24 protein-coding genes are annotated in these 24,906 nt (G+C 69.5%); 17 read left to right on the top strand and 7 right to left on the bottom strand.

The window, feature by feature from the left end; all coding sequences use genetic code 11:
• The first annotated feature begins 37 nt into the window (after positions 1–37).
• A complete protein-coding gene (locus G406_RS49460; protein ID WP_051342584.1) occupies positions 38–1,249 on the top strand; it encodes an acyl-CoA dehydrogenase family protein in 1,212 nt (403 codons plus the stop codon).
• Between the two features lie 8 nt (positions 1,250–1,257).
• Positions 1,258–2,184 (top strand): amidohydrolase family protein, encoded by a 927-nt coding sequence (locus G406_RS0124005; protein WP_156935130.1) that lies wholly within the window; start codon positions 1,258–1,260, stop codon positions 2,182–2,184.
• 41 nt (positions 2,185–2,225) lie between these two features.
• Here G406_RS0124005 and G406_RS49455 read toward each other — a convergent pair whose 3' ends face one another.
• Positions 2,226–3,263 carry a LacI family DNA-binding transcriptional regulator gene (locus G406_RS49455; RefSeq protein ID WP_037078298.1) on the bottom strand — a complete coding sequence of 346 codons (1,038 nt, stop codon included), beginning with the start codon at positions 3,261–3,263 and terminating at the stop codon, positions 2,226–2,228.
• A gap of 116 nt (positions 3,264–3,379) precedes the next feature.
• Here G406_RS49455 and G406_RS0123995 point away from each other — a divergent pair, with 116 nt between their 5' ends.
• The 4 genes from G406_RS0123995 to G406_RS0123980 all read left to right on the top strand — a co-directional run bounded on the left by G406_RS0123995 (position 3,380) and on the right by G406_RS0123980 (position 6,899).
• Positions 3,380–4,321, top strand: a complete 942-nt coding sequence (locus G406_RS0123995; RefSeq protein WP_028935722.1) for an NAD(P)-dependent oxidoreductase — start codon at positions 3,380–3,382, stop codon at positions 4,319–4,321.
• Between the two features lie 112 nt (positions 4,322–4,433).
• Positions 4,434–5,213: a 2-keto-4-pentenoate hydratase gene (locus G406_RS0123990; protein ID WP_028935721.1), complete on the top strand. Its 780-nt coding sequence runs from the start codon at positions 4,434–4,436 to the stop codon at positions 5,211–5,213.
• 5 nt (positions 5,214–5,218) lie between these two features.
• A complete protein-coding gene (locus G406_RS0123985; protein WP_028935720.1) occupies positions 5,219–5,977 on the top strand; it encodes a 2-keto-4-pentenoate hydratase in 759 nt (252 codons plus the stop codon).
• Between the two features lie 46 nt (positions 5,978–6,023).
• A complete protein-coding gene (locus G406_RS0123980; RefSeq protein ID WP_028935719.1) occupies positions 6,024–6,899 on the top strand; it encodes a dioxygenase family protein in 876 nt (291 codons plus the stop codon).
• Between the two features lie 124 nt (positions 6,900–7,023).
• Here G406_RS0123980 and G406_RS0123975 read toward each other — a convergent pair whose 3' ends face one another.
• Together G406_RS0123975 and G406_RS49450 are read right to left on the bottom strand one after the other, a co-directional pair.
• On the bottom strand, positions 7,024–7,515 hold the full coding sequence (locus G406_RS0123975; RefSeq protein ID WP_028935718.1) for a flavin reductase family protein: 492 nt from the start codon (positions 7,513–7,515) through the stop codon (positions 7,024–7,026).
• A gap of 99 nt (positions 7,516–7,614) precedes the next feature.
• Positions 7,615–8,256: a TetR/AcrR family transcriptional regulator gene (locus G406_RS49450; protein WP_051342583.1), complete on the bottom strand. Its 642-nt coding sequence runs from the start codon at positions 8,254–8,256 to the stop codon at positions 7,615–7,617.
• Between the two features lie 112 nt (positions 8,257–8,368).
• Here G406_RS49450 and G406_RS49445 point away from each other — a divergent pair, with 112 nt between their 5' ends.
• From G406_RS49445 to G406_RS49435, 3 genes are all read left to right on the top strand, one after another.
• The gene (locus G406_RS49445) at positions 8,369–8,968 is read left to right on the top strand and encodes a DUF308 domain-containing protein (protein WP_037078296.1); all 600 of its coding nucleotides are present in this window, start codon (positions 8,369–8,371) and stop codon (positions 8,966–8,968) included.
• A gap of 260 nt (positions 8,969–9,228) precedes the next feature.
• A complete protein-coding gene (locus tag G406_RS49440; RefSeq protein ID WP_051342582.1) occupies positions 9,229–10,536 on the top strand; it encodes an MFS transporter in 1,308 nt (435 codons plus the stop codon).
• 28 nt (positions 10,537–10,564) lie between these two features.
• A complete protein-coding gene (locus tag G406_RS49435; protein ID WP_051342581.1) occupies positions 10,565–11,653 on the top strand; it encodes a lactonase family protein in 1,089 nt (362 codons plus the stop codon).
• Positions 11,654–11,678: 25 nt separating this feature from the next.
• Here the strand turns inward: G406_RS49435 and G406_RS0123950 are convergent, their stop codons facing one another.
• Positions 11,679–12,986 (bottom strand): cytochrome P450, encoded by a 1,308-nt coding sequence (locus G406_RS0123950; RefSeq protein ID WP_028935717.1) that lies wholly within the window; start codon positions 12,984–12,986, stop codon positions 11,679–11,681.
• Between the two features lie 159 nt (positions 12,987–13,145).
• Here G406_RS0123950 and G406_RS0123945 point away from each other — a divergent pair, with 159 nt between their 5' ends.
• On the top strand, positions 13,146–13,364 hold the full coding sequence (locus G406_RS0123945) for a helix-turn-helix domain-containing protein (RefSeq protein ID WP_028935716.1): 219 nt from the start codon (positions 13,146–13,148) through the stop codon (positions 13,362–13,364).
• A gap of 74 nt (positions 13,365–13,438) precedes the next feature.
• Here G406_RS0123945 and G406_RS49430 read toward each other — a convergent pair whose 3' ends face one another.
• Positions 13,439–14,164 carry a GntR family transcriptional regulator gene (locus tag G406_RS49430; RefSeq protein ID WP_051342580.1) on the bottom strand — a complete coding sequence of 242 codons (726 nt, stop codon included), beginning with the start codon at positions 14,162–14,164 and terminating at the stop codon, positions 13,439–13,441.
• A 66-nt stretch (positions 14,165–14,230) separates the two neighbouring features.
• On the bottom strand, positions 14,231–15,997 hold the full coding sequence (locus G406_RS0123935; protein WP_028935715.1) for an FAD-dependent monooxygenase: 1,767 nt from the start codon (positions 15,995–15,997) through the stop codon (positions 14,231–14,233).
• 163 nt (positions 15,998–16,160) lie between these two features.
• On the opposite strand from G406_RS0123935, the gene G406_RS0123930 reads away from it, so the two are divergent.
• The 3 genes from G406_RS0123930 to G406_RS0123920 are packed head-to-tail and all read left to right on the top strand — an operon-like array spanning position 16,161 to position 19,059.
• Positions 16,161–16,964 carry a fumarylacetoacetate hydrolase family protein gene (locus tag G406_RS0123930; RefSeq protein WP_342666238.1) on the top strand — a complete coding sequence of 268 codons (804 nt, stop codon included), beginning with the start codon at positions 16,161–16,163 and terminating at the stop codon, positions 16,962–16,964.
• On the top strand, positions 16,961–17,938 hold the full coding sequence (locus G406_RS54495; RefSeq protein WP_051342579.1) for an LLM class flavin-dependent oxidoreductase: 978 nt from the start codon (positions 16,961–16,963) through the stop codon (positions 17,936–17,938). The genes G406_RS0123930 and G406_RS54495 overlap by 4 nt, the downstream gene beginning before the upstream one ends.
• Positions 17,938–19,059, top strand: a complete 1,122-nt coding sequence (locus G406_RS0123920; protein ID WP_028935713.1) for a VOC family protein — start codon at positions 17,938–17,940, stop codon at positions 19,057–19,059. Before G406_RS54495 ends, G406_RS0123920 begins: the two co-directional genes overlap by 1 nt.
• 26 nt (positions 19,060–19,085) lie before the next feature.
• On the opposite strand, the gene G406_RS49420 is transcribed toward G406_RS0123920, so the two are convergent.
• The gene (locus tag G406_RS49420; protein WP_051342578.1) at positions 19,086–19,670 is read right to left on the bottom strand and encodes a hypothetical protein; all 585 of its coding nucleotides are present in this window, start codon (positions 19,668–19,670) and stop codon (positions 19,086–19,088) included.
• Positions 19,671–19,797: 127 nt separating this feature from the next.
• On the opposite strand from G406_RS49420, the gene G406_RS0123910 reads away from it, so the two are divergent.
• The 4 genes from G406_RS0123910 (at position 19,798) to G406_RS0123895 (ending at position 24,335) form a co-directional block, all read left to right on the top strand.
• Entirely contained in the window at positions 19,798–20,385 is a 588-nt protein-coding gene (locus G406_RS0123910) for a TetR-like C-terminal domain-containing protein (RefSeq protein ID WP_028935712.1), read from the top strand.
• A gap of 92 nt (positions 20,386–20,477) precedes the next feature.
• Positions 20,478–21,236 (top strand): SDR family NAD(P)-dependent oxidoreductase, encoded by a 759-nt coding sequence (locus G406_RS0123905; protein WP_028935711.1) that lies wholly within the window; start codon positions 20,478–20,480, stop codon positions 21,234–21,236.
• Positions 21,237–21,300: 64 nt separating this feature from the next.
• A complete protein-coding gene (locus tag G406_RS0123900; RefSeq protein ID WP_028935710.1) occupies positions 21,301–22,563 on the top strand; it encodes an MFS transporter in 1,263 nt (420 codons plus the stop codon).
• A gap of 29 nt (positions 22,564–22,592) precedes the next feature.
• Positions 22,593–24,335: a CocE/NonD family hydrolase gene (locus G406_RS0123895; RefSeq protein WP_037078289.1), complete on the top strand. Its 1,743-nt coding sequence runs from the start codon at positions 22,593–22,595 to the stop codon at positions 24,333–24,335.
• The last annotated feature ends 571 nt before the right edge of the window (positions 24,336–24,906 follow it).

The raw sequence follows: 24,906 nt of genomic DNA, 5'->3' as shown, positions 1-24,906 counted from the left end.
TTGTCACGGTCAGCGGCTGAGGTGAACACTGCGGCCCATGAACACCTCTCTCGACAACCCTCGAAATCCGACCGACGCCGATGCGACCCACGACCGGCTGGTCGCCGCCGCCGCTCAGCTGCGCGGGCAGCTCCAGGAGGACGCCGCGCAGCAGGATCGGGAACGCGGGCTCACCGACCGCACCGCGTCCGCGCTCCGCGACGGCGGACTGCTGCGACTGACCGTTCCGAAGGCGTTCGGCGGTCACGAGGCCGACGTGCGCACGCTCCTGGACGTCACCGCGGAGCTCGGCCGCGGCTGTACCTCGACGGCCTGGGTCACCGGCATCCTCAACACCGGCAACCTCCACGCGGCGTTGTTCCCGGACAAGGTTCGCCGCATGGTCTGGGGATCGGACCCGAACGCGGCCACGATCTCGGTACTGGCACCCAGCGTCCGGGCCGAGCAGGTCGACGGCGGGGTGCGACTGACCGGTAGGTGGGGCTATTCCTCGGGTTCGCAGATCGCCCAGTGGGCGATGATGGGCATCCCCAGCAGCGGCGGCAAGGGCTCCGGGGCGGGCCTCGCGCTCATCCCCATGGACGAGCTGTCGGTGGAGGACACCTGGCACGTCATGGGCATGCGCGCCACGGCGAGCAACACGGTCCTCGCCGAGGACGTCTTCGTTCCCGACGACCGCATCCTCTCCCAGGAGCAGGTCCTGTCCGGAGCGCTCGCCGACGCCTATCCCGAGGAGCCGCTCTATCAGAGCAACGTGGTGGGCATCAAGATCCTCAGCCTGCTGGGAGCCCAGCTGGGCGCGATCCGAACGGCCTTCGAGTACGTGTGCGACAAGGCCTCGCAGCGCTCGGTGACGACCACCAGCTACGCGAAGCAGTCCGATTCCGTCTCGTTCCAGAGCGAGATCGCGCAGGCCTCACACAAGATCGATGTCGCCGATCTGCTGCTCCACCGCACCGCCGAGGTCATCGACGACCACGCCCGCGCCGGTACCCGCATCGACCTGCAGCTGCGCAGCCGCAACCGGCTCGACGGGGCGACCGCGAGCCAGCTGATCAAGGAGGCGATGGACCTGCTCGTCTCGGCGCACGGAGCGGGGTCGTTCGCCGACGTCAATCCGCTGCAGCGGATCTTCCGGGACCTCAACGTCGCCAGCCGGCACGCCGGAACCGGCGCCAGCGTTCCCCGTGAGCTGCACGGCAAGGTCCTGCTCGATCAGGACCCGTACACCGTCACTTCTCTCCTGTGAGGCAGACCATGATCGACGTTCACGCGCACTACTTCCCACCGGCGTTCACCGAGGCGTTCGCCCGGTTCAGCGGTGGCCGCAAGGCATGGCCCGAGCACCCGGCGCAGCTCGACGACCGGCTCTCCGACCTCGACGCGGCGGGGCTCGAGCGGCAGCTGATCGGGCTCGGACACAACCAGCCGTACTTCGCCGACGCCGACGGCTCGACCGAGGTCTCGCGGCTGGCGAACGATCTCTACGCGGACGCCGTCGCGCCGTGGGGCGGACGACTCGGCGCGTTCGGCGCCATCCCCCTCCCGCACATCGACGCGGCCGTGGCCGAGGCCGCGCGCTGCCTCGACGATCTCGGGTTCGCGGGAATCGGGATCGGGACGACAGCGTTGGGTCGCTCCTTGAGCGACCCGGTGTTCGAGCCGCTCTGGTCCGAGCTCGACCGGCGCGGTACGACCGTGTTCGTCCACCCGGTCGGCACCCCCGACACGGTGTCCACGGGGCTGGACAGCTACCTGCTCGGACCCAAGCTCGGTGGGCCGCAGGAGGCCGGGCTCGCCGCGATCCATCTGGTCGTGTCCGGGGTCACGCGCCGCTTCCCCTCGATCCGCTGGATCATCTCGCCGATGGGCGGCACGGTTCCCTACCTCTGGCGACGCTTCGAGGAGATCACCGAGTGCCTGCGTCAGACGCAGTGGCTCGTCGACGACCTGCGCGGTGAGCTGCGCACGCTCTACTACGACACGTCCCTCACCGACGATCCTCAGGTCTACCGGTTCATGGTCGACTCGCTGGGCGCCGACCGTCTCGTCCTGGGCACCGACGCCCCACGCGTCACGGCCACCGACTGGATCGGCCGCGTCCGGACGGCGACGGCCGGCCTGGGAGCTGCGGACCTGGAGCGGGTCCTCGGCGGGACCGCCAGGGACGAGCTCAAGCTCTGACCCACCGGGGAACCGCCGACCGCGCCTCGATCGGTGAGGGCTCAGCCGGTCGGGGAGGGCGGGGCTGTGGACGCGCGGGGGATGAGCTGGACCGGAAGCTCGGCCGACATGGTGGCCGAGCCGACCTGGTTGCGTCCGATGAGGTCGAGGAGCAGCTCGGCCGCACGCTCGCCGAGCGCTCGGTGCGGGATCCGCACCGAGGTCAGCGGCACGGCCAGCCGGTCGAGGAAGTCCATGCCGTTGAACCCGGCGACGCTGATGTCGGTCCCGGGGGTGAGGCCCCGCTCGCACAGCGCGTCACAACAGCCCAGCGCCAGCAGGTCGTTCGCCGCGATCACCGAGGTGAACGCCGGCGGCGTGGTGTCCTCGAGTAGCTCCGACATCGCCGCGTGACCGCCCGGGATGCTCCACGAGTCGGATGAGGTCCGCCACCCTCCCCGGGACACCAGGTCGTGCTCCCGGACGGCGTCGACGAACGCCCGTGCCCGCCGCCAGCCGGTCGACGTCGTGGGGGGCCCGCCGACGAAGGCGACCCGCCGGTGTCCGAGGTCCGCGAGGTGCGCCACGAGAAGACGCATCCCGTCCGCGTCCGCCGGGGTGATCGCGGGAACGTCGAGCCCCTCGCTGTCGCGGTTGATCAGCACCAGCGCGAGGCCTCGGGCGTGCAGCTCCTCCAGCAGCGCGTGCTCGCGTCGCGCGGTGGCGATGATCAGCCCGGCGACCTTACGGCTGAGCAGGGACTCGATGAGCCGTCGTTCCCGGCGGGCGTCGTTGTCCGTGTTGACGATGGCCAGGTCGTAGCCGTCGGCCTCGAGGCGGCACTCGATGCCGCGGATGATGGGTGGGAACAGCGGATTGGCGATGTCCGGGATCACCAGCCCGATACTGCGGCTACGCGCGGTCTTGAGGCTGCGCGCGACCGGGTCCGGCATGTAGCCCAGCCGCTCCGCCACCGCGATCACTCGCTCGGCGGTCTGGTCGTTGACCTTGGACCGGGTCCCGGAGTTGAGCGCCCGCGAGGCGGTCGCGATGTGGACCCCGGCCGCCGCCGCTACGTCACGCAAGGTCGGCCTGGCCATCGCTGCAGCCTACTGCGACCTGAACCCCCGCCGGTCTACTCCGACCCGACTCTTGACCCGGGTCCTCACCAGGGAGCATCGTGGTCGATAGCAAACGATTGCAGTGGAGGTGGGGCATGGAGATGCGTGTCGGCTGGATAGGCACCGGCCGGATGGGTGTCGCAATGGCCGCGAACCTCGCGCGGGCCGGCGTCGCGCTGACCGTGTGGAACCGCACGGCGGCGAAGGCCGAGCCGCTGACCAGGTTCGGCGCGACCGTGGCGTCCTCGATCTCCGAGCTGCGCACGAGCGACGTGGTCTTCACCATGGTGTCCACCGCCGCCGACCTCGACGCGGTGCTGTTCGGGGAAGCGGGCCTGCTGGCGGGTCCGGGCGCCCTGCCCGAGGTGCTCGTGGACTGCTCCACGATCGCCACCGAGGAGTCCGCGCAGGTGCGCCGACGGTGCGCCGAGCTCGGTGTCGCGTTCCTGGCCTGCCCGGTGAGCGGCAACGGCACGGTGGCCCGCTCGGGCGGTCTCACGCTCGTCGCCTCGGGCACCGAGCAGGTCTTCGAGCGCGTCCGACCGCTGCTGGAGCACATCGGCGCCTCGGCGACCTACGTGGGCGAGGGCGAGGCGGCACGGCTGGTGAAGATCGCCCACAACGTGATGCTGGGCGTCGTCACGCAGTGCCTTGCCGAGATCACCGTGCTGGCCGAGAAGGGTGGCGTGTCACGGCACGCCTTCCTGGAGTTCCTCAACAACAGCGTCATGGGCTCGGTCTTCACCCGCTACAAGACACCGGCGTTCGTCAACCTCGACTACACGCCGACCTTCACCCCCACCCTGCTGCGCAAGGACTTCGACCTCGGTCTCGCCGAGGCACGCAGGCTCGACGTGCCACTGCCGCTCGCGGCGCTGACCGCGGCGTTCGTGCAGGCGAGCATCGGCAGCGGCCGGGCAGAGGAGGACTTCGCCGTTCTCCTGGACCTGCAGGCCGCGGCGTCGGGCATCACGCTGCGGTCCGAGGGCGTGCCTGTCGACGACGGTCTTGCCGTCGACCCGGAGCTGGACTTCTGAGCGAACGCGCAGGCGGCCGGCACGTCCCACTGCGCTGGACGCGGCCCTTTGCCGACGTCGGTCACGAGGAAAAACTGGAGCCGTCGCACCAATCGTTGAAAGGAATCGCAGCGTGAGTATCACCCCGGCGGCCCGCGCCCGCGCCCTCTACGACGCCCGCCGCACCCGGGTGGCGGTACCTCCGTTCACCGACGACGACCCCGGACTCGGAGTCGACGAGGGCTATGCCATCCAGCGGGAGCTGCTCGCGCTGCTCCTCGCGGACGGCGACCGGGTCATCGGGCACAAGGTCGGCCTGACCTCGGAGGCCATGCGGACGATGCTCGGTGTCGACTCGCCCGACTACGGCCCCGTGCTGGCATCCACGCTCTACCGCGACGGCGACGCGATCCCGCTCGACCGCTTCATCGCACCGAGGATCGAGGCCGAGATCGTGTTCGTGCTCGGTGAGCGGCTGTCCGGGCCGGGGGTCACCGTCACCAGGGCCCGGGCCGCCATCGCCGGAGCCGTCGCGGGACTGGAGATCATCGACTCCCGGATCGCGGACTGGCGGATCACGCTCGCGGACACGGTCGCCGACCTCGCCTCGAACGGCGCCGCGGCCGTCTCCAGCCGGATCGTCCCGCTCGACGACATGGACACCCGCCTCATCGGGATGAGCCTGAGCCGCAACGGCGAGCTGATCGACACCGGCGCGGGAGCCGCCGTGCTCGGCGACCCGGTGGCCGCACTCGCCTGGCTCGCCAACGTACTCGGCGAGCGCGGCACCGTCCTCGAACCGGGTCATCTGGTCCTGACGGGTTCCCTGCACGCCGCCGTCCCGATGGAGCGGGGCGACGTGTTCCGGGCCGACTTCGACCGGCTCGGACCGGTCACGGTGAGGGTGGCGTGAGCGGGATGGACATCTCAGGACTGGCGACCCGGCTGGCCGAGGCCGAGGCCGGCCGGACCGCGATCGGCAGGCTCACCGACCAGCACCCCTGGCTGGACATCCCGGCCGGCTACCGGGTCCAGCGCGAACTGCGCACGGCCGCCGGTCCGATCGCGGGCTGGAAGCTCGGGGTGACCTCGCGGGCGAAACAGGCTCAGGTCGGTGTGAGCGACCCCATCTACGGCTTTCTTCCCGCCGCCGGCGCGCTGGACATGGGAGCGCCACTCGACACGTCCGCGCTCATCCAGCCACGGTGCGAGCCGGAGATCGTGTTCGTGCTCGGCCGCGACCTGGCCGGCCCTCGGGTCACCGCTGCCGATGTGCTCGCCGCGACCTCAGGGGTCGCCGTCGGGATCGAGGTCCTCGACTCCAGGTTCCGCGACTACTCGTTCACCATGGCCGACGTCATCGCGGACAACACCTCGGCGAGCCGCTTCGTCGTCGGGGCGCCCCGCCCCGAGGCGGGCATCGACCTACGACTCGTCGGCGTCGTGTTCGAGCACAACGGCGTGGTCGTGGCCACCGCGTCCGGAGCGGCCTCGCTCGGCCATCCCGCCGCCGCCGTCGCCTGGCTGGCAAGACAGCTGGCGACCGAAGGGGAAGGTCTACTGGCAGGCCAGATCGTCCTGTCCGGCGGACTCACCGCCGCCGTGCCCGTCACGCCCGGCGACGTCGTCACCGCCACGATCGACCGGCTCGGCTCGATCGAGCTCGCCTGCCGATGACACCGTCCACACACCGCGCAAGGCCCCTCGAGGTGGGAGAACGACCATGACACACGACGCGCCGAGTACGTTCACCAAGGCCGTTCAGGCCAGCTTCGACACGACAGCGGACCCTCGGCTCCGAAACCTGCTGCGATCGCTCGTCGGGCACCTCCATGCCTTCGCCGAGGAGACCCAGCTGTCGATCGCCGAGTGGGAGTACGCGATCGACTTCCTCACCGAGACGGGCAAGCAGTGCACCGACACGCGTCAGGAGTTCATCCTGCTGTCCGACGTCCTGGGGGTGTCCTCACTGGTCGAGACGATCAACGGGCAGGGCGCGGGTACCGAGAGCACAGTGCTGGGACCGTTCCACATGACCGGCTCGCCAGAGCGGGCGCTCGGTGACTCGATCGACGAGATGGGCGGCGGCCGGTCGTGTGTCGTGTCCGGGCGGGTGCTGGGCGGTGACGGCGAGCCGCTGCCGGGCGCGGTCCTGGACGTCTGGCAGTGCACCGAGGACGGCTTCTACGACGTCCAGCAGCCGGACGTCCAGCCGGCGGGCAACGGCCGCGGCCTGTTCACAGCCGATGAACAGGGCGGATTCTGGTTCCGGACCGTGGTGCCGAGTCACTACCCCATCCCGACCGACGGCCCGGTCGGCCGGTTGCTCGCCGCATCCGGACGTCACCCCTACCGGCCGGCGCACATCCACTTCATCGTCAGCGCCCCCGGCCATCGGGAGGTGACGACCCACGCGTTCGTCGCCGGGAGCCCGTACCTCGACTCGGATGCGGTGTTCGCGGTCAAGGACAGCCTCGTGGTCGACTTCGCCGAGACCACGGACGAGCAGGAGGCGGCGACCTTCGGCGTCCCGGCCCCCTTCCGCCACGCGCGGCTGGACCTCGTCCTCGAGCGAACCGGGCCACCTCGCCGGCCCTGATCCCCCATCACACACATAACGTCGGACGGACTTCGCAGAGGCTCAGGTCGCGTCGCAGACGCTGCAACATCTGCGATACGACACGGAGCTCTGCGAGGCGTGACACACGCGATCCGGCCTCGGCTCAGGCCGACTCGCGCAGCGGCGCGTGCGTCCCGAACGACCGCCGGTGATAGGTCAGCGGCTCGACATGGGCGGCCTGGGCCGCGAGCACTGTCCCCAGCACGATCACGTGGTCCCCGCCGTCCACCAGGTCGGCGACGTCGCAGGCCAGCCAGCCCGGAGCACCGCCGAGGCGAGGAAGGCCGTCCTGGTCGTCCCAGGCGACCCCGAGGAACTTGTCGGTCCCCTTCTTGGCGAAGCGGAGCGCGAGCTCGGAGTGCGATGAGCCAAGGACGTTGACCCCGAAACGTCCCGCGCGGCGCAGTACGGCGAGCAGGTCCGACCGGCGATCCAGGCAGACCAGCACCATCGGGGGCTCCATCGACAGGGAGGTGAACGCCCCCACGGTGGTCCCGTACGGTGTGCCCCGTTCCCTCACGGTGATCACCGTGACCGGCTGGGCCACGTTCGCCATCACCCCTCGGAATGCCTCCGGAAGCGATATCGATGTCATTCCCCGCCCCTTCCGATCCTGGTCGTTCAGCATTCAACCACTTGGGCGGGTCGTTCCCAGCGCGTTCGTCCAGCTGAGCGGGACGCGGTCGGACTCAGGTCATGACGGCCAGCGAGGCTGCGGACCCGCGCCATGGTCAGGGCCCGTGTGCAGCACCGCCAGCAATCCCTCCACCCCCCGCTGGAAGACCATGGCGATGTCCTCGGCGTGGTCGATGTGGGCGGCGGACATGGCGCCGTCACGCAGCATGACGAAGTGTTGCGCGGCGTGGTCGACCCGAGGTCGCCCGGGCTCCGACCCGTAGACCTGCGCGAACAGGCCGGTCATGGTGGTCGCGAACCAGGCTCGATGCTCCGCGACGACACGATGCACCGGATCGTCGGAATGCGGGAACTCCGCCGCGGCTCGCAGGAGTGCACACCCGAGGAATCCGGGCGTGCCGAGCGCGTCGGCGACGGTCGCTCCGACGGCCCGCACGGCGTCGGCGGCGGACGCAACGGCGTCGATCGCGGCCCGCACCTGCGCGCGCAGCTGGGTGTCGACACTGCCCAGGTAGGCGAGAACCAGGTCGTCCCTGGACGGATAGTGGCGGTAGAACGTCGCCCGGGTGGCGGGGGCCTCGGCCAGGATGCGCTCGACGCCGACCGAGCGGATGCCCTCGCGGTAGAACAACCGGCTGGCCGTGGCCAGCAGACGTTCCCGGGCCTCGGACCGTCCGGCGGAACCCTGCGGGGTCGTCATCGGCACACCATAACAGAAAGAACAGTCTTTCTTGACAAGGCGAGCTCGTCCGTGCAACCTCAAAGAGAGAGAACAGTCTTTCTACCCACGGAACGATCAAGGAGCACCCGGAATGGTCGCCAACGACACCGCCAGCCCGCAGTCACCCACGCGAGGGGACTTCGCCGCGCCCGCCACCCTCTACCTGGCAAGAATCCTGTTCGCGCTGGCATGGGCCGCCTCGCTGGCCGCCGCCGGGCCTGGCCTCTCGACCACGATCGCGGTACTCGTCGTTCTGTATCCCGCCGTCGACGCCGCCGCCGTGATCACCGACGCCGTACTGACCAGCCGTCGCGAGGCCCTCACCAGAGCAGCCCGCTCCGGCCTGGCCTTCAACGTCGCGGTCAGCGTGACCGCCGCGATCGCACTGGGCCTTGCGGCCGCGAGCAGCCTGCCGGCGATCCTCCGGGTATGGGGCATCTGGGCGACGGTCGCCGGACTGGGACAACTCGTCGTCGCGCTCGCCCGGCGCCGCTCCCACCAGGGTCAGTGGCCACTGATCATCAGCGGCGGTCTGTCCTGCATCGTGGGATTCACCTTCATCGCCAAGGCCGCTGCCAGCCAGCCGAGCCTGTCCAGCATCCCCGGTTACGCAGTGCTGGGCGCGGTGTTCTTCACCGTCGCGCTGCTTCGCCTGTGGTGGTCTCGGCGAACAGTCGCCACCACCGCATGATCTGCACCCTCAATCCGCATACCCATCAGATGTGTATCTGACGTGGCGTCGCCCGCGTAGCAGCACAAACATCACGGTGTGCAGCGCTTGAACAGGTTCTTTACTCATCGATCGGAGAAATTCGCCCTCTGCGGTACAGCGCATTCGGCAATATCTTGAGCCATTGATCTGATGTATCGTCTTTCACCGGGCGATCAGAAAGACAACCAGCGCCCACCCCACGCCGCTCAGCGCTGAGATCAACGGAGTGAGAGCACCGAATGTCTGACGCGACTCGCCACACCGAGGCACAGCCCACCGCTCCGCCCGTGCACTGGATGCCACGCGCGCATCCGATCTCCTGGCTGACCCTGGCGGTGACCAGCGGCGCGATCCTGATGACGGCGATCGACGGCGGCATCCTGCCGACCGTGCTGCCGCAAATCTCCCAGGAGTTCGGGCTCAGTACGTCGCAGGCCGGCGCGGTCAACTCGGTGTTCAACGCCGGCCTGCTCGCCGGTGGGCTGATCTTCGGCTGGCTGTCCGACCGGATCGGAACCGGCTACCGGCGCACGCTGGTCTGGAACATCGCCATGCTCCTGGCCATCCTCGGCGGCGTGCTCACGTTCGGCTTCGCGGGCAGCTTCCTGGCGTTCATCCTGCTGCGCATCCCCATGGGCATCAGCCGGGGTGGCTCCGAGCCGGTCAACGTGGCGATCGTCAGCGAATGGTGGCCCAAGCAGTTCCGCGGCTTCGCGGTCGGAGTGCATCACATCGGTTTCCCACTGGGTCAGTTCGCCACCGGTGCGTTGATCGCCGTGGTGCTCAGCACCGCGAGCTGGCGAGAGGCCTTCCTGCTCATCCCACTGCTCGGCATCCCGATCATGATCCTGCAGGCGGTGATCGGCACCCGGGCCAAGCAGCAACGCGTCTACGACTGGATCGACCGCAACGGCCTGACCCGCCCTCAGCCCGAACTGTCCACCCGGCTCACCGGACCGGTACTGGCGCCGGTACGCGAAGCGCTGCGCAGCTCCAACGTGCGCTGGTCCATCCTGCTCATCTTCCTGTTCCTGTGGGGCGAGGCGGGCGCGGTCACCTTCCTGACCACGCAGTTCGGCCAGCTCGGGATGAGCGGCAGCCAGGCGGCGCTGATCGCGGGCGCATCCGGGCTGACCGGCTGGATCGGGCAGATCCTGTGGGGCTCGCTGTCCGACCACATCGGACGCAAGTTCGCGATCGCGTTCCTGATCACCGGCTGGGCGGTCACGCTCCTCGCGATGATCGCCATCCACGGCACGACGAGCGCCTGGATCGTGCTGCTCGCCTGGGGACTGTTCCGCAACGCGCCCTTCCCCGTGGTGTACGCGCTGCTGATCGACTCGGTGCCGAAGGCGGCGGGGACAGCGATGGGCCTCATGATCGGCATCGCGGTAGGGGTGTCCGGGCTGTTCGCCTCGGTCGTCGCCGGCTGGATCATCGAGCACTACGGCTTCCCGGTGCACTACATAGTGCTCGCCGCCATCTGTCTGATCGGCTTCCTCCCGCTCGCCCGGATGACCGAGACGATCACCCGCGGTCGGGCCTAGCCCCCCGCATCCCAGGCTGGAGGCCTCGTTGCACCTGGTAATCGACACCTACACCGAGAAGCTGCCGCACGTGGACGGAACGGCGGACGGCCTGCTCGGCGCCGAGTACGACACCGCGACCGGACGGTTCGGGGCAGTCACCCCGCTGGCCACCGCCCGCAACCCGAGCTACGCCGCCTTCGACCACACCGGCAGGCGTCTGTACGTGGTGCACGAGACCGAGCGGTTCGAGGGCGCCACGGGCGGTGGGGTCACCGCCTATCGTCACGACCCGGCGACCGGCGCGCTCGACGAGCTGAACTCCCGCCCCTCCGGCGGCGACGCCGCCTGCCACCTCGCGCTCGACCCTAGCGGGCGGTTCGTCGTGGTTGCCAACTACGGCGGGGGCTCGATCACCGTGTTCCCGGTCGCGCCCGACGGCAGCCTGGGCGAGTCGTCCGACACCGTCCACCATCGCGGCTCGAGCATCCATCCGGACCGGCAGACCGGCCCGCATCCTCACATGATCGGCTTCGACCCGGTCACCGGTGACCTGCTCGTGCCCGACCTGGGCACCGACGAGGTGCTCAGCTACCGGCTCGGGCCCGGAGGACGGCTCACCGCGCGGCCGGAGGCCACCATTCCGGTCGCTCCCGGCGCCGGGCCGCGCCACCTCGCGTTCCATCCCGACGGAGAGCACCTGTTCGTGGTGAACGAGCTGGACAGCACAGTGCTCACCGCGCGTCGCGGCGGTGAGACATTCCTGCCGGTCGCGGTCACCGCCACCCTGCCGAACGGGTTCACCGGCCACAACCAGGCGTCCGCGATCCGGGTGACACCGTCCGGCGGACACGTCCTGGTGGCCAACCGGGGCCACGACAGCCTCGCGGTGCTGCGCGTCGACGGCACGGCCGGCGAGCTGACCCTGGTCCGCGCCGAGCCCACGCTGGGCCGCGAACCGAGGGACTTCACGCTCACCCCGGACGGACGGTTCGCCGTGGTCGCCGACCAGGACAGCGACCTGCTCGTGTCGTTCCGGCTCGACGAGACCGCATCGACGCTGAGCCGCGTCGATACCGTCACGGCGGCCACACCCGCGAGTCTGCTGTTCGACCTGCCGCCCCGGACCGGGCCCTGATCCGACCCGCATCCGGCGGAGGGCGTCAGGCCTTCTTGAACCGGATCGGCAGGCTCTTCAGACCACCGACGAAGTTGGTCTGCAGGTACTTCGGCTCCCCCGCCAGCTCGACCGACTTGAGCTTGGGCAGCAGCTCCTCCCAGAAGATCTGCAGTTCGGAGCGGGCGATTCGCTGACCGATGCACATGTGCGCGCCGTGGCCGAACCCCAGGTGACGGTTGGGTTTGCGATCGAGGTCGAAGACCTCGGGATCCCGGATGGACTCCTCGTCCCGGTTGCCGGACGGGAAGCACATCATCAGCCGCTCGCCCTCCTTGATGCGGCGGCCACGCAGCTCGGTGTCGCACAGCGCGGTGCGCATGAAGTGCTTCACCGGCGACACCCAGCGCACGCCCTCCTCGACCAGCTTCGGTGCCAGCGAGATGTCCGAGGCGACGCGGGAGAGCAGCTCCGGCTGCTCGATCATCTTCAGCATGGTGCCCGACGCGGTCGCGCTGGTGGTGTCATGGCCCGCGGTGACCATCGCGATGTACTGGCCGTTCGCGTAGCCGTCGTTGATCGGCTCGCCGTCGACCTCCGAGTTGGCGATGATCGAGAGCAGGTCCTCGCCGGAGCGGCCCCGGTACTCCTGGGTCTTCTGGGTGAAGTAGGTGTTGAAGTCGCGGACGGTGTTGGCCCACTGCTGGGCGGCCGCGGCGGGGTCGTCCCCGACGTCGTCGCGCTTCTCCTCCGGGTCGCTACCGCCGAAGAACGCCTTCGACAGGTCCATGAAGATCTGCTCGTCCTCCATCGGCGCCCCGAACAACGTGACGATCGCGCGCAGGGTGAACCATCCCGCGATGTCGGCCATGAAGTCGACCTCGCCGTCGTAGTCCATCATCCGGGCGACCTCTTTCTTGGCCAGCTCACGGAGCTGGTCCTCGAAGCGGCGCACGTTGCCCGGACGGAACCACGGGTTGAAGATCTTGCGGATCTTGTCGTGCTCGGGCGGGTCCATGTAGACGACGACGTCCATGTTGCGGACCTTGCCCTCGGGGGACATCGAGCGGAAGAACTCGTCGCCCGCCTGGGTGGCCAGGATCGGATTGTGCTCACCGACGCCGAAGGTCTTGTTGTCGACCTCGACCTTCTGGATGTCGGCGAACTTCGTGACGATCCACAGCGGGTCGAATCCCTCGACCCGGGCCACCCCCAGCGGGTTGTTCTCCCGCAGCCACCGGAATGCCGGGTAGCTGGTCGTCTTCTCGTCCACGTAGGACTCCGGCAGTACGACCGCGCGAGCGATCTCGTCGGGCATCGTGGCCTCAGCCGACGTCGTCGTCGCCGTTGACATGGCACTCCTCCTGGTGGGCTCCTCGTCATTGTCTTCTAACACTAAAATATCGTCAAGTAGACTATCTACGTCGGGCGCCACCTGATTGCACAAGTAAGGCAACATGCGTCACTTCTACTCATGAGTAACATTTGCCCCAGCGGTGGCGACAGGACACTCATGGACAACGAGACCCGACAGAGCGCGGCGCGGAGCCCCGAGCCCGAGACAGACAGGACGCTTCTCACCGTGGCGGAGGTCGCCGCGATGGTGCGCGTCTCGAAGATGACGATCTACCGGCTCGCGCATGCCGGCGAGTTGCCCTCGGTGCGAGTGGGGCGCTCCATCCGGATTCCGACCCACGCGGTCGAGACACTCCGGGCCGTACAACAGTCCTGACCGGTACGGGAAGTACAACACCGTCGACAGCTCCCCCGTCGTGCGCGCGAGGTGAGCCGTACGGCGACCGTCGGTCAGGCGGTGGCCGTCTCGGTCGGACCCGCGCCCAGGTCGTGTTGCCGCGCGTAGGCGATGAGCTCGCGCGGTGCACGCTCGATGTGCTCGACCAGGAGCGCGACGCCGGCATCCGCGTCCCGGGCGACCGCCAGGTCACGCAGCCGTCGGTGCTCCCCGGGGATGTCCCGGGCGTGATCGTCGGTGAGTGCCCAGTACCAGCGGCGATAGAGTTCCGCGGCATCTCGTAGCGAGGTCGCGATGACCTCGAGGCGAGGACTGCCGCACCCGGCGAGCAGCGCCCGGTGGAAGGCGCGGTGGGCGATCGCCCAGCCCTCGTTGAACTGGCCGTCGGCGCCGACCGCCGGGGTCCGCTCCAGGGTGTGCTGGGTCGCGACGACCGAGGTCTCCCACGCGACGTCGCCTTCCTCGACGGCCTGGCGGAAGGCCAGCGACTCGATCTGCACCCGGACCCGCGTCAGGTCGGCCAGATCGGTGACCGAGAGCTCCCGCACCCGGAACCCGCGCTGCGGGCTCGCCACCACGAGCCCCTGTTCGGCCAGCCGGGTCAGCGCCTCGCGGATCACCGAAAGGCTCGCACCGAAGCGGGAGGTCAGGTCCAGCAGCTTCAGCCGTTGGCCCGGCTGGTAGGACCCGTTCAGATTGAGCAGCTCGGCGCGCAGCTCGTCGAAGACCTCTTCGGTGCGTGTGCCCGCCCCACGGTCGGCCACACGATCAACAGACATCACGAAACTGTATCCGCGATTTTTGCACTATGTCGATATTGCGTGCGATTTGCCGTGTCGGGCTGTTCACGTCGCCGCCCTGAGCAGCCGACGAAGCACCAGGGTCAGATCACCCGCGGCCGCCTCGGAGTAGGAGCCGCTGCGCCACGCCACGTGCCGGTCGGGCCGGACCAGTACCGCGCCGTCGGTCTCGGTGCCGCGCAGCCGGCCCCACTCCCCGTAGCAGTCGAACAGTCCGTCGCGGGTGCCGACGACGTGCACGTCGATGTCGGTTCCGGTGTCCTTGCCCGCGGCGGCGGCAGCCTCCGCCCAGCCTTCCCCGCCGACGCCGGTGAGCAGGCTGAACCGGGTACCGGAGACCAAGTCGAGGGTCGAGAGCCGGGTTCCGTCGCGGTCGAGCCACGCGTGCGGGAGCGAGGCGCCGGGCCAGGTGGTGGGGTGGTGGTAGAGCTGCGGGTCGCGGGTGGGCGTCGGTTCGGGTGCGCCGTCGGGGACCACCGCGCCGGTTCGGTAGCGGTAGCCGAGGTCGACGCCGTGCGCATTGAACTGGTAGTTCATCAGTTCGACGGCCGCGCACAGGTCCGCGCGCCGGGCGTCGCCGTCCGGTCCCGGCTGGTACAGCCCGTCGAGGGCGGCCCAGCCCTGCGCCTCGGACTGGCCGGGACGGAACCCGAACGCCCGGTGCACCTGCTCCATCTCCACCAGGCTCTGGATCGCCCGGTCGACCACCTGTCGCCCGACCGGCTGACGTTCGGCCGTGTAGCTGTCGAGCAGCGAGGCGTCGGCGCGACCGTGGTGCACCATCGCCAGCTTCCAGCCGAGGTTGAACGCGTCGGCCATCGAGGTGTTGAGCCCGACGCCGTTGGTCGGCGGGTGCCGGTGCACCGCGTCGCCCATGGCGAACACGCGACCGGACTGGTAGCTCGACGCCACCAGGTGGTTGATCGTCCACTCGGCGAAACCCTTGATCACCGGCTGCAGCGTCGGGTCGCCGACGACCTGCCGGATGTGACGGACCGCGACCTCCTCGGTGCCCGGCGCGGTCTGCGTCGCCGGGTCGTAGGCGATCACCATGACGAACTCGGTCCACGGCTTGTGACAGATCAGCGTGCCGGCGCCGGTGAGGTACGGGGTACCCGGCGCGGCGTGCCAGTAGAGCACGCCGGGGCGGTGTGCCAGATAGCTCGACAGATCCGCCTCGAACCACACGTTCATCGCCGCACCCAGGCCCGCCTGGCCCTCGAGGGTGAGCCCGGCCTGTTCGACCACCCTGCTGCGCGCCCCGTCGGCACCGACGAGGTGAGCACACCGCACCTCGAACTCCTCGCCCGAGCGTCGATCCCGCACCCGCGCACGCACCGCGCCGTCCTCGGGTGAACCGTCCTGGGTGAACGACAGGAACTCGTGCTCGAACAGCAGCTCGGCGTCCGGGTGTTCGCGCGCGGCATCCAGCAGGACCGGCTCCAGCAACGTCTGCGGGCAGTTGACCATCGGGCTGGGGCTGGCCGCGCGGTAGTCCGCGGCGCGGTCCGGCCCGGTGCCCCAGGCCCACAAGCGCGCCAGCTCCGTGCCCGCCAGGCTGGTGTGCCAGACGTTGTTGGCCATCAGCTCGCTCGGGGTCGCCACCGCGTGCAGCCGGTCTTCCAGGCCCAGGTGCCGGAAGATCTCCACGGTCCGCTGGTTGACGATGTGCGCACGCGGTGTGTGCGCCGTACCCGGATGCTTCTCCACCAGCACGTGGCGGACGCCGTAGCGCGACAACAGGTTCGACAGCGTCAGTCCCGCCGGACCCGCCCCCACGATCAGCACCGGGACTTCCCTGTCTGCCGTCATGCCGCCCACCCTCTCCGTCGCCAGTTTATCGATATTTTAGGCGAATATCGTTGACGAAGCCAGACTTCCGAGGCACTGTGTTGAAAGTTCAAGCAAAAGCGGTCGCCATCCAGGAGGAGCTGACGAGATGCGCGTGGCCAGGGTTTCCGGACGACTAGCACTCTTGACCGAGGCGGGGGCGGTGGACGTCGAGGCGGCCAGCGGCGGCCGGTTCGACGCCGACCCGGACGCGGTGTTCGCGCGGTGGGACGAGCTGCGCGAATGGGCAGAGGACCGCCCCGACGGCGACGGCGTCCCGTACGCCGACGAGCAGCTGGGCGCTCCGGTCCTGTGTCCCGCGCAGATCTTCGGCATCGGGCTGAACTACCGCGACCACGCCGCCGAGTCCGGAGTCGGCGTCCCCGCCACACCCGCGGTGTTCACCAAGTTCGCCTCGTGCCTGACCGGGCCGTACGACACCGTGCGGCTGCCGAGCGCCGGCGTCGACTGGGAGGTCGAGCTGGTCGTGGTGATCGGGCGTCGGGCCGACGACGTCGCCGAGGAGAACGCCTGGTCACATGTCGCCGGGCTGACCGTCGGACAGGATCTTTCCGAGCGCGCACTGCAGCTGGCCGGACCGGTGCCCCAGTTCTCCCTGGGCAAGTCCTATCCCGGGTTCGGCCCTCTCGGGCCGTCGATCGTCACCCCGGACGAGCTACCCGACCCGGACGACCTGGAGCTGTCCTGCTCGGTGAACGAGGAGGTGCTGCAGAAGGGCCGCACGCGGGACATGGTGTTCTCGGTGCCCGAGCTGGTCGCCCGGCTCTCGGCGGTGTGCCCGCTGCTGCCCGGAGACCTGATCTTCACCGGAACACCACCCGGCGTCGGCATGGCCCGCATCCCACCCCGGTTCCTCTCCCCCGGGACGACGCTGGTCAGCCGCATCGAGGGCGTCGGGCAGCTGCGCAACCCGCTGGTGGCCCGGTGAACCAGACGCTGAGCTGCCAGATCCTGCCGATGGTGCCGTTCGCCGAGGCGGTCGGGTACACCCGGTTGGCCGAAGAGCTCGGTTACGACTCCGTCCTCTGCTCACACATCGCCGCCCGCGACTCGTTCACGCTGCTCGCCGGGCTGGCCACGCACACCGAACGCATCCACCTCGGCACCGCGGTGGCGCCGATCTATCACCGCTCGCCCGCGTCGATGGCCCAGACCGCGGCGACGCTGGACGAGCTGTCCGACGGGCGGTTCCGGCTCGGGCTGGGCACCGGACACCGGGTCACCATGGGCGGCTGGCACGGCCAGGACATCGGCAGGCCGGTACCCGAGATGCGCGAGTACCTGGCGATCGTGCGCGCGATCCTGGCCGGCGAACCGCCGCCGGAAGGGCAGCGCTGGCGCTCCACCTTCGCGTTCATGGGGTTCACCCCGCGCGCGGACATCCCGATCCACCTGGCCGGGCTGTCCCCGGCGATGCTGCGCCTCGCGGGCGAGCACGCCGACGGGGTGCTGCTCTGGGCGACGCCGGCCGACTACGTGCGCGACGTCGTGGTGCCCGAGGTGACGACCGGCCGCCGGCGCGCCGGCAAGGACCTCGACGGGTTCGCGATCGGCGCCGCCATCCCGGCGGCGGTCGGGACCGACCGTTCGGTCATGCTCGACGGGGTGCGCACCGAGCTGCACCGCTACTTCGGGCTGCCGTTCTACCGCGCCATGTTCGAGACGGCCGGATACGGCAAGGACCTCGCCGCGTACGACGCCGCCGCGCCGGACCGCGAGGCGCAGAAGCAGGCGATCAGCGAGGAGTTCATCGACAGCCTGTGCGCGCTCGGCGACGTCGCCGACGTGCAACGCGGCATCGAGCGCTACCGGACGGCCGGTGCGACGAACCCGGTGATCACCGGGGTCGTCGGCACCGACTACTCGGCCACCCTGCGTGCGGCCGCGACGGGGAGCATCTGATGGCCGACCACAGCGATCTGCACAGTGAGCACGGCGCCCGGCGAGGGGAACATCCCGGCCGTGCACGGAACCCGATCATGAAGGTCCATGACCTGGCCTGGCTGGAGTTCGAGAAACCGGACCTGGCCCGTGCGGAGCGGTTCGCCCACGCCTTCGGCTTCAGCACGACCCTGCGGACCGACAGCGAGCTTCACCTGCGCGGCACCGACGCCGGGGCGCCGTGCGTCCTCATCCGCAAGGGTCCGGGCTCACGGTTCCTCGGGCCCACGTTCCTGGCCGGCGCCACCGCCGACCTGCACCGGCTGGCCGGCAGGACCGGCCGTCAGGTCCGGCCGCTGGCCGAGTCCCTCGGCGGGTCCGGCATCGAGCTGACCGACCCGACGGGCCTGCGTGTGTCGGTCGTCGCCGACGTCAGACAGCTCGACCCGCTGCCCCAGCAGGCGCCGCACGACTTCAACTCCGGCCACCGGCTGGCCCGGTCCAACGCCATCCAGCGTCCACCGAGGGAACCGGCGCGGGTGCAGCGGGTGGGGCATGTCGTCCTGCAGTCCACCCGCTACTCCGAGACCCTGAACTGGTACCTGGAGCACTTTGGGCTGATCGTCAGCGACTTCCAGTACTACGAGGGCCAACGGGAGCGCGGCCCCACGATGAGCTTCGTCCGCTGCGACCGCGGCGCGACACCGGCCGACCACCACACGCTGGCCATGGCGCTCGGCCCCGCCGACCGCTACCTGCACTCCGCCTACCAGGTGGCCGACCTCGACGCACTCGCCGCCGGCGGTCGGCATCTCGGCGACGAGGGCTACCACCACTCCTGGGGAGTCGGCCGGCACGTCGAGGGCTCACAGATCTTCGACTACTGGCGCGACCCCGACGGCTTCCTCGTCGAACACTTCAGCGACGGCGACATGTTCGACGACACGGTCGAGACCGGCTGGTCGCCGTTCACCGCCTCCGGCCTCGCCCAGTGGGGCCCGGCGGTGACCAAGGACTTCCTCGGGCTCAAGGCCGGCCGGGGGACCTTCGGTGAGGTGCGCTCACTCATCGAGGCACTGCGCGGGAACAACGAGTTCGACCTCGAGCGTCTGCGCGGCCTGATCACGGTGACCAGGACGTAACCCTTCCGGACATGCCGACGGCGTGGTCACTTCGGGGTCGAGGTCAGATCGGGATCGTCGTTCTCGGTGATCGCCACACCGTCCTTGCTCGACGTGTCGCTGACCTGTGACACGAGCCCGTTCACCGAGGTGACGCCGCTGGCGTCGCCGGTCTTGAGCTTGTCGAGCGCCGCCTTGACCCCGTCACCGATCTTGCCGAGCGGCGCCGCGATCGCCTTGCACAGCGTCGGGTTGGCCTTGACGTCCTCGCTCGCCAATCGGATCTCCCGCTTGACGAACAGTGCGGCGAGCCCGCCCTTGACGAAGGCGCCGATCCGGCCCTTCGCGCCCTTCTTGAACGTCCCTGCCTGGTACGGCTTGTAGAGGTAACGGTGGAACGCCCCGAAAGCCAGACCGGAGTGGAGTACGAACTTCGTCTTCGCGAACGAGATCGTGTTGCTGGTGGGGCACGACTCGTCGATCGGCTGGTTGTCCGCCGCGGTGCCGGTCGGGTCGGCCGGGATCGACTCCTGTGTGGAGCCGTCGGCCGCCGAATGGCTCGACGGTCCGCAGCCGGTGAGGACCAGCAGGGACAGCAACATCACCATCAGCAGCCGGGCGGCTCGGGTCATCGTGTCGGCCTCGTGACTTCCTGTGTGGCTCGGGCGCGGAGTCAGTGAGCCTGCCCGACCCCTTCCTGGATCGGCAACCAGTGTTCCTGAGACCCTGAGAACATCCGGCTCGGCTAGCCTTCGGACCATGACGAAGGCACCCGATGGTCGGGGCCGTCCCGGCGGGCGGACGGCACGAACCAGGCAGGCGGTGCACGCCGCCGTGCGGGAGCTGTTCGTCGAGGGACGGGACACGGTCTCCGTCCGTGAGGTGTCGGAGCGGTCCGGCGTCCACGAGGTGACGATCTACCGGCGCTGGGGAACCGTCGAGTCGCTGGTCCTCGACGTCGCGGTGACCGAGCTCAACGAGGAGTCACCGTTCCCCGACACCGGGGACCTGCGCAGCGATCTGCTGACCTGGGCGCATGCGGTCGCGGCGCAGGTCAAGACCCGTGAGGGGTTCGCCTTCTTCCGTGCGCTGGCCGCGACCAGCGCAGCCGGACACACAGGAGCCGGAACGCCGGCGGCGACCGACGCGGCGGACTACCTACGCCGGCGCACCGACCAGATCCAGCGGGCGATCGACCACGGCAGCACCGCCGACGACGAGCCGCCCACCGTGGCGAGGATCTTCGACCTGATCCTCGCGCCGATCTACCTGCGGGCCATCTTCGGCTACGACAGTCCCGACGCCGACCTGGCCGAACTGGTGGACCGAGCACTCGGCCAGCACTGACCAGACCCCTTTTGTAAGAAACCTTGCGTTAGTGCTGCGCGGCCCGCATACTTCCGTTAATGCAAGTTTTCTTACATTAACGAGGGATGCACATGAGCAGTCAGCGGCAGCCTCTGCGCGACATGGTCGCGATCGTGACGGGCGCCAGCTCCGGGATCGGGGCGCAGATCGCCCGGGAGCTGAGCGGCTCGGGCGCGAAGGTCGTCCTGGTGGGGCGGGACCGCGACCGGCTGACCGACGTACACGCCGAGCTCACCTCGGCGGGGGCGGACGCCGAGATCGTCCAGACCGACATCGGAGCCGACGGTGCCCCGGACGAGGTCGTGCACAGGGCCCTGGCTCGGTTCGGCGCGATCGACATCCTGGTCCACGCGGCGGGCGTCTTCCTCCCGACACCCTTCGGCGACACCTCCGACGACGTGCTCGACAGCCAGTGGTCGATCAACGTCCGGGCGCCGTTCCGGCTCACCCGCCGCGCCGCGAGCCACCTGGGTGAGGGCAGCAGCGTCATCTTCGTCTCGTCGATCTGCGGCCATGTGGGCTTCCCGAACTCGAGCGCCTACTGCGCGACCAAGGGCGCCGTCGAGCTGCTCGTCAAGTCGCTCACGGCGGAGTTCGCGCCGAAGGGCGTCCGGGTCAACGCCGTCGCCCCCGGCAACGTTCGGACCAGCATGAACGCACATCTCTTCGCGGACGCGGACTACGAGCGACAGATGCTCGACAGCACCCCCGCCGGCCGGGTCGGTGAGGTCGCCGACATCGCACCCGCCGTCGCCTTCCTCGCCTCTCCCGCCGCCTCGTACGTCCACGGCCACAGCCTCCTGATCGACGGCGGCTGGGCCGCTTCCTGACCATCCGGCCCCACCCCGGCTCGACTCCTCCTCCCGGTCACCACGGCACCCCAGGAGACCACTCATGTCCTCCCCTGATCTCGCGCGCGACAACGACGTCGCCGCCCGGCCGGAGTCCAGCGCATCCCTGTCGCTGTCGACCTCCCTCGGGCGGCGCGCGCTGGTCATCCTTCTCGTCCTCGACCTGTCGTATCTCATCAATGCCATGGACCGGCAGGTCTTCGCCGTTCTGCTGCCGGACATCAAGGCGACCTATCTCCTGTCCGGCGGCCAGGCCGGGACCCTGTCGACGATCTTCACCCTGGGTATGGGCCTCGCCGGAATCCCGGCCGGTTACCTCGCGGACCGGGTGGGTCGCAAGAAGCTCATCCTGGCGAGCCTGCTGGTCTTCTCGGTCAGCTGCGCGCTGCAGGCCGCCGCCGTCGGGGTCGCGGACATGGCGCTCTGGCGCATCCTGTCCGGCGTCGGCGAGGGAATGCAGAACGCCGCGCTCTACGCCGCGGTGGGCGCGTACTTCGCCCGGCATCGCGGCGTGGCGATCGGTTCGGTCAACGCGGCGTTCGGGCTGGGCGCGTTCACCGGCCCGCTGCTCGGTGGGGCGCTGCGGTCCGCGACCGGCGACTGGCGCATCCCGCTCGTCGTCTTCGGCGGGCTGGGGCTGCTGATCCTCGCTCTCGTGTACCTCACGGTCCCCCGGTCGGTGACCGAGGTCGGCCGAGGGTCCACCGGGGCCGACACCGGCGGGGCCGCGCCACTTCCGGGTCTGCTGAACCAGCGCGTGGTCTGCGCCGCGTGCGCCGCGGTCGCGGGCGGGTTCACCATCTACGGCTACCTCGGTCTCTACCCGACCTACCTGCGCGAGGCGCACGGATTCACGCCGGCGCAGGCGAGCTGGGCGGCGAGCATGTTCGGTCTCGGCGCGGTGGGCTCCGTGCTGTGCGGCGTCGTGGCCGACCGGGTGAACCAACGCGCGTTCAACATGGCGGGATTCCTCGGGATCGCGGTCCTCGGCATCGGCATCTTCGGCTTCGCCGCCCCGTTCCCCATCCAGATGATCTTGTCGCTGCTGCTGGGAGTCGCCTTCACCGGGATCGTCTACACGAACACGAGCTCGTTGATGCAGCGATCGGTCGACGTGCGCTACGTCGGCCGGGTCAGTGGGCTCTTCGTGGCCGCGATGTACATCCCGGCCAGCGTGTCCGGCTACGTCTTCGCCGCGCTCCAGGCGCACCTGGGCTGGCGGGCCGCCGGTCTCGTCCAACTGAGCGTGATCCCCCTGCTCGGCCTCGTCGCCATGGCCGCCATGCCGACGCGGCGCACCCGATGACCACCCACGGACAAAGAGAGGAACCATCCATGAGCGAGCACTACCTGCCCGAGAGCGAACAGCGCGACGGGATGCGCATCGACTGGGACGTCCGGATCAGCACGAGCGACGGCCTGACACTGGCCGCGGACGTGTTCCGCCCGGACGACGACGAACCCCATCCGGTCCTGCTGGCCGCGGGGCCCTACGGCAAAGGGCTTCCGTTCGCCGAGGGTTACGCACACCAGTTCACCTGCCTGATGAACGACCATCCGGAGCTCACCACCCGATCCACCAACGCCTACCAGGTGTGGGAGTTCCCCGACCCGGAACGGTGGGTACCGAACGGCTACGTCTGCGTCCGGATCGACACCCGGGGAGTCGGCGGGAGCGAGGGCGCGATCGACTTCTTCTCGCCGAGAGAGAGCCGCGACCTGTACGAGAGCATCGAATGGGCCGGCGTCCAGCCGTGGAGCAACGGCAAGGTCGGCCTGCTGGGGATCTCCTACCTCGCCAGCAACCAGTGGCTGGTCGCCGAGCTCGCGCCACCGCACCTGGCGGCGATCTGCCCCTGGGAAGGCGCCTCCGACTTCTACCGCGAATACACCCACCACGGCGGCATCCCGACCGAGTTCATGCCCAGCTGGATGCCCTACCAGGTCCGGCCGGTGCAGCACGGGCGCGCCGAGGCTCCGGTGAACCCGCACACCGGTCGCCGCGTGTCCGGCAAGTCGACGCTCCCCCCGGCCCAACTCGACGAGAACGCCATCGCTATCGACGACGTTCTACTGACCCATCCCACCGACGACGACTACTACCGCGAGCGGTCCGCCGTGCTGGAGAAGATCACCGTCCCGGTGTTGTCCAGCTCGAACTGGGGCGGGATGGGACTGCACTCGCGCGGCAACTTCGAAGCGTTCACCCGCGTCTCGTCCGAACAGAAGTGGCTCGAGGTGCACGGGCTCGAACACTGGACGGAGTTCTACACCGACTACGGCGTCGACCTGCAGCGACGGTTCTTCGACCACTTCCTAAAGGGCGAGAACAACGGCTGGGACTCTCGACCCCCGGTACAGCTGAAAGTGCGCACCCCGGACAGCTTCTTCGTGCGCGAGGAGCAGGAGTGGCCTCTGGCCCGCACCCACTGGACGCCCTTCTACCTTGACCTCGACTCGGGCGCGCTCACCGAAGAGCCGTCGGCGGGCACCCAGGAGGTCTCGTTCGAGGCAAGGTCCAGCGGGATCCTGTTCACCCTCCCCACGCTGACCCAGGAGCTCGAGCTCACCGGACCGGCGGCCCTCAAGCTGTTCGTGGCGTCGAGCACCCCGGACGCGGACCTGTTCGTCACGATGCACCTGTTCGACCCCGACGGAGCGGAGGTGCTCTTCCCCACCGCGTTCGAGCCGCACGGTCCGCTCGCGCAGGGCTGGCTCCGCGTATCCCACCGAGCCCTGGACACCGACCGGTCACTGCCCTACCGCCCCTGGCATTCCCACACCGCACCGTCTCCGCTGACTCCCGGCGATACCTACGAGGTCGACGTCGAAATCTGGCCGTTGTCGATCGTCGCGCCCGCCGGTCACCGCATCGGGCTCTCGGTGCGCGGCCAGGACTACACCCACGACCTACCCGGCGAACCCGAACTCACCTACGGCCGGGAGCTGCGGGGCAGCGGCGCGTACTGGCACGAGCTGCCCGGCGACCGCGACCACCCCGACTACAGCGGACGCACCACGTTGAGCAGCCGCGCCGGGCAGCGTCCCTATGTCCTGTTGCCGGTGATTCCGGGGTGAGTGGTTCATCCCCGCTGGCTCACATTGTCTTGGCGTGGCCGCCCGCTCTCAACCCCCGGCTGACGCCGGCCTCGCGCAGGCTCCTGGTTGCACGGGCTCGGGGGCGAGGTTTCAGGGTTGACAGCGGGCGGCCACGCCAAGTGCTTAGCCAGGATCGCGGGGAAAGGGGCAGCTGTGCGTGCACGCCGTAGGTGGTGGCGGACCGATGGCGCTTTCTTTGCGCATCGGACTGCGCCCTCGCGCGTTGCGCTGAGTCCCAGAAGTCTCAATGGTCACTTTTGTACCGCCTCGCCCTGGCCGTTACGTGTGTGACAGGTGGGGCGATCTTGGTGCTGGGCATGTGCACGCAACGAGCGCGGTGCACCCCGAGACCGTGAAGGGCGCGGCGCAGCCGTGACCAACAACAGCGCCGCGCAGCTCCCCTTCCCTCGCGATCCTGGCCGGCACTTGGCGTGACCAGGATCGCGGGGATGGGAGTGGTGTACGTGCATGCCGCAGGTGGCTGCGCCCCCACGCGATCGCGTAGTCCCATGAGTCTCTGTGGTTACTTTGGCCCACCTCGCAGAGCTAC

The organism is Actinospineispora spinosispora DSM 44797, assembly GCF_000429025.1.
Classification (GTDB): Bacteria; Actinomycetota; Actinomycetes; order Mycobacteriales; family Pseudonocardiaceae; genus Pseudonocardia; species Pseudonocardia spinosispora.
This window is presented reverse-complemented; position numbering and strand designations above follow the sequence as displayed.

Bases quoted from the DNA above. Each gene is read 5' to 3' on its own strand.
- G406_RS49460 (WP_051342584.1), top strand. From the start codon at position 38: ATGAACACCTCTCTCGACAACCCTCGAAATCCGACCGACGCCGATGCG.
- G406_RS0124005 (WP_156935130.1), top strand. From the start codon at position 1,258: ATGATCGACGTTCACGCGCACTACTTCCCACCGGCGTTCACCGAGGCG.
- G406_RS49455 (WP_037078298.1), bottom strand. From the start codon at position 3,263: ATGGCCAGGCCGACCTTGCGTGACGTAGCGGCGGCGGCCGGGGTCCAC.
- G406_RS0123995 (WP_028935722.1), top strand. From the start codon at position 3,380: ATGGAGATGCGTGTCGGCTGGATAGGCACCGGCCGGATGGGTGTCGCA.
- G406_RS0123985 (WP_028935720.1), top strand. From the start codon at position 5,219: ATGGACATCTCAGGACTGGCGACCCGGCTGGCCGAGGCCGAGGCCGGC.
- G406_RS0123980 (WP_028935719.1), top strand. From the start codon at position 6,024: ATGACACACGACGCGCCGAGTACGTTCACCAAGGCCGTTCAGGCCAGC.
- G406_RS0123975 (WP_028935718.1), bottom strand. From the start codon at position 7,515: ATGACATCGATATCGCTTCCGGAGGCATTCCGAGGGGTGATGGCGAAC.
- G406_RS49450 (WP_051342583.1), bottom strand. From the start codon at position 8,256: ATGACGACCCCGCAGGGTTCCGCCGGACGGTCCGAGGCCCGGGAACGT.
- G406_RS49445 (WP_037078296.1), top strand. From the start codon at position 8,369: ATGGTCGCCAACGACACCGCCAGCCCGCAGTCACCCACGCGAGGGGAC.
- G406_RS49440 (WP_051342582.1), top strand. From the start codon at position 9,229: ATGTCTGACGCGACTCGCCACACCGAGGCACAGCCCACCGCTCCGCCC.
- G406_RS0123950 (WP_028935717.1), bottom strand. From the start codon at position 12,986: ATGTCAACGGCGACGACGACGTCGGCTGAGGCCACGATGCCCGACGAG.
- G406_RS0123945 (WP_028935716.1), top strand. From the start codon at position 13,146: ATGGACAACGAGACCCGACAGAGCGCGGCGCGGAGCCCCGAGCCCGAG.
- G406_RS49430 (WP_051342580.1), bottom strand. From the start codon at position 14,164: ATGTCTGTTGATCGTGTGGCCGACCGTGGGGCGGGCACACGCACCGAA.
- G406_RS0123935 (WP_028935715.1), bottom strand. From the start codon at position 15,997: ATGACGGCAGACAGGGAAGTCCCGGTGCTGATCGTGGGGGCGGGTCCG.
- G406_RS0123920 (WP_028935713.1), top strand. From the start codon at position 17,938: ATGGCCGACCACAGCGATCTGCACAGTGAGCACGGCGCCCGGCGAGGG.
- G406_RS49420 (WP_051342578.1), bottom strand. From the start codon at position 19,670: ATGACCCGAGCCGCCCGGCTGCTGATGGTGATGTTGCTGTCCCTGCTG.
- G406_RS0123910 (WP_028935712.1), top strand. From the start codon at position 19,798: ATGACGAAGGCACCCGATGGTCGGGGCCGTCCCGGCGGGCGGACGGCA.
- G406_RS0123905 (WP_028935711.1), top strand. From the start codon at position 20,478: ATGAGCAGTCAGCGGCAGCCTCTGCGCGACATGGTCGCGATCGTGACG.
- G406_RS0123900 (WP_028935710.1), top strand. From the start codon at position 21,301: ATGTCCTCCCCTGATCTCGCGCGCGACAACGACGTCGCCGCCCGGCCG.
- G406_RS0123895 (WP_037078289.1), top strand. From the start codon at position 22,593: ATGAGCGAGCACTACCTGCCCGAGAGCGAACAGCGCGACGGGATGCGC.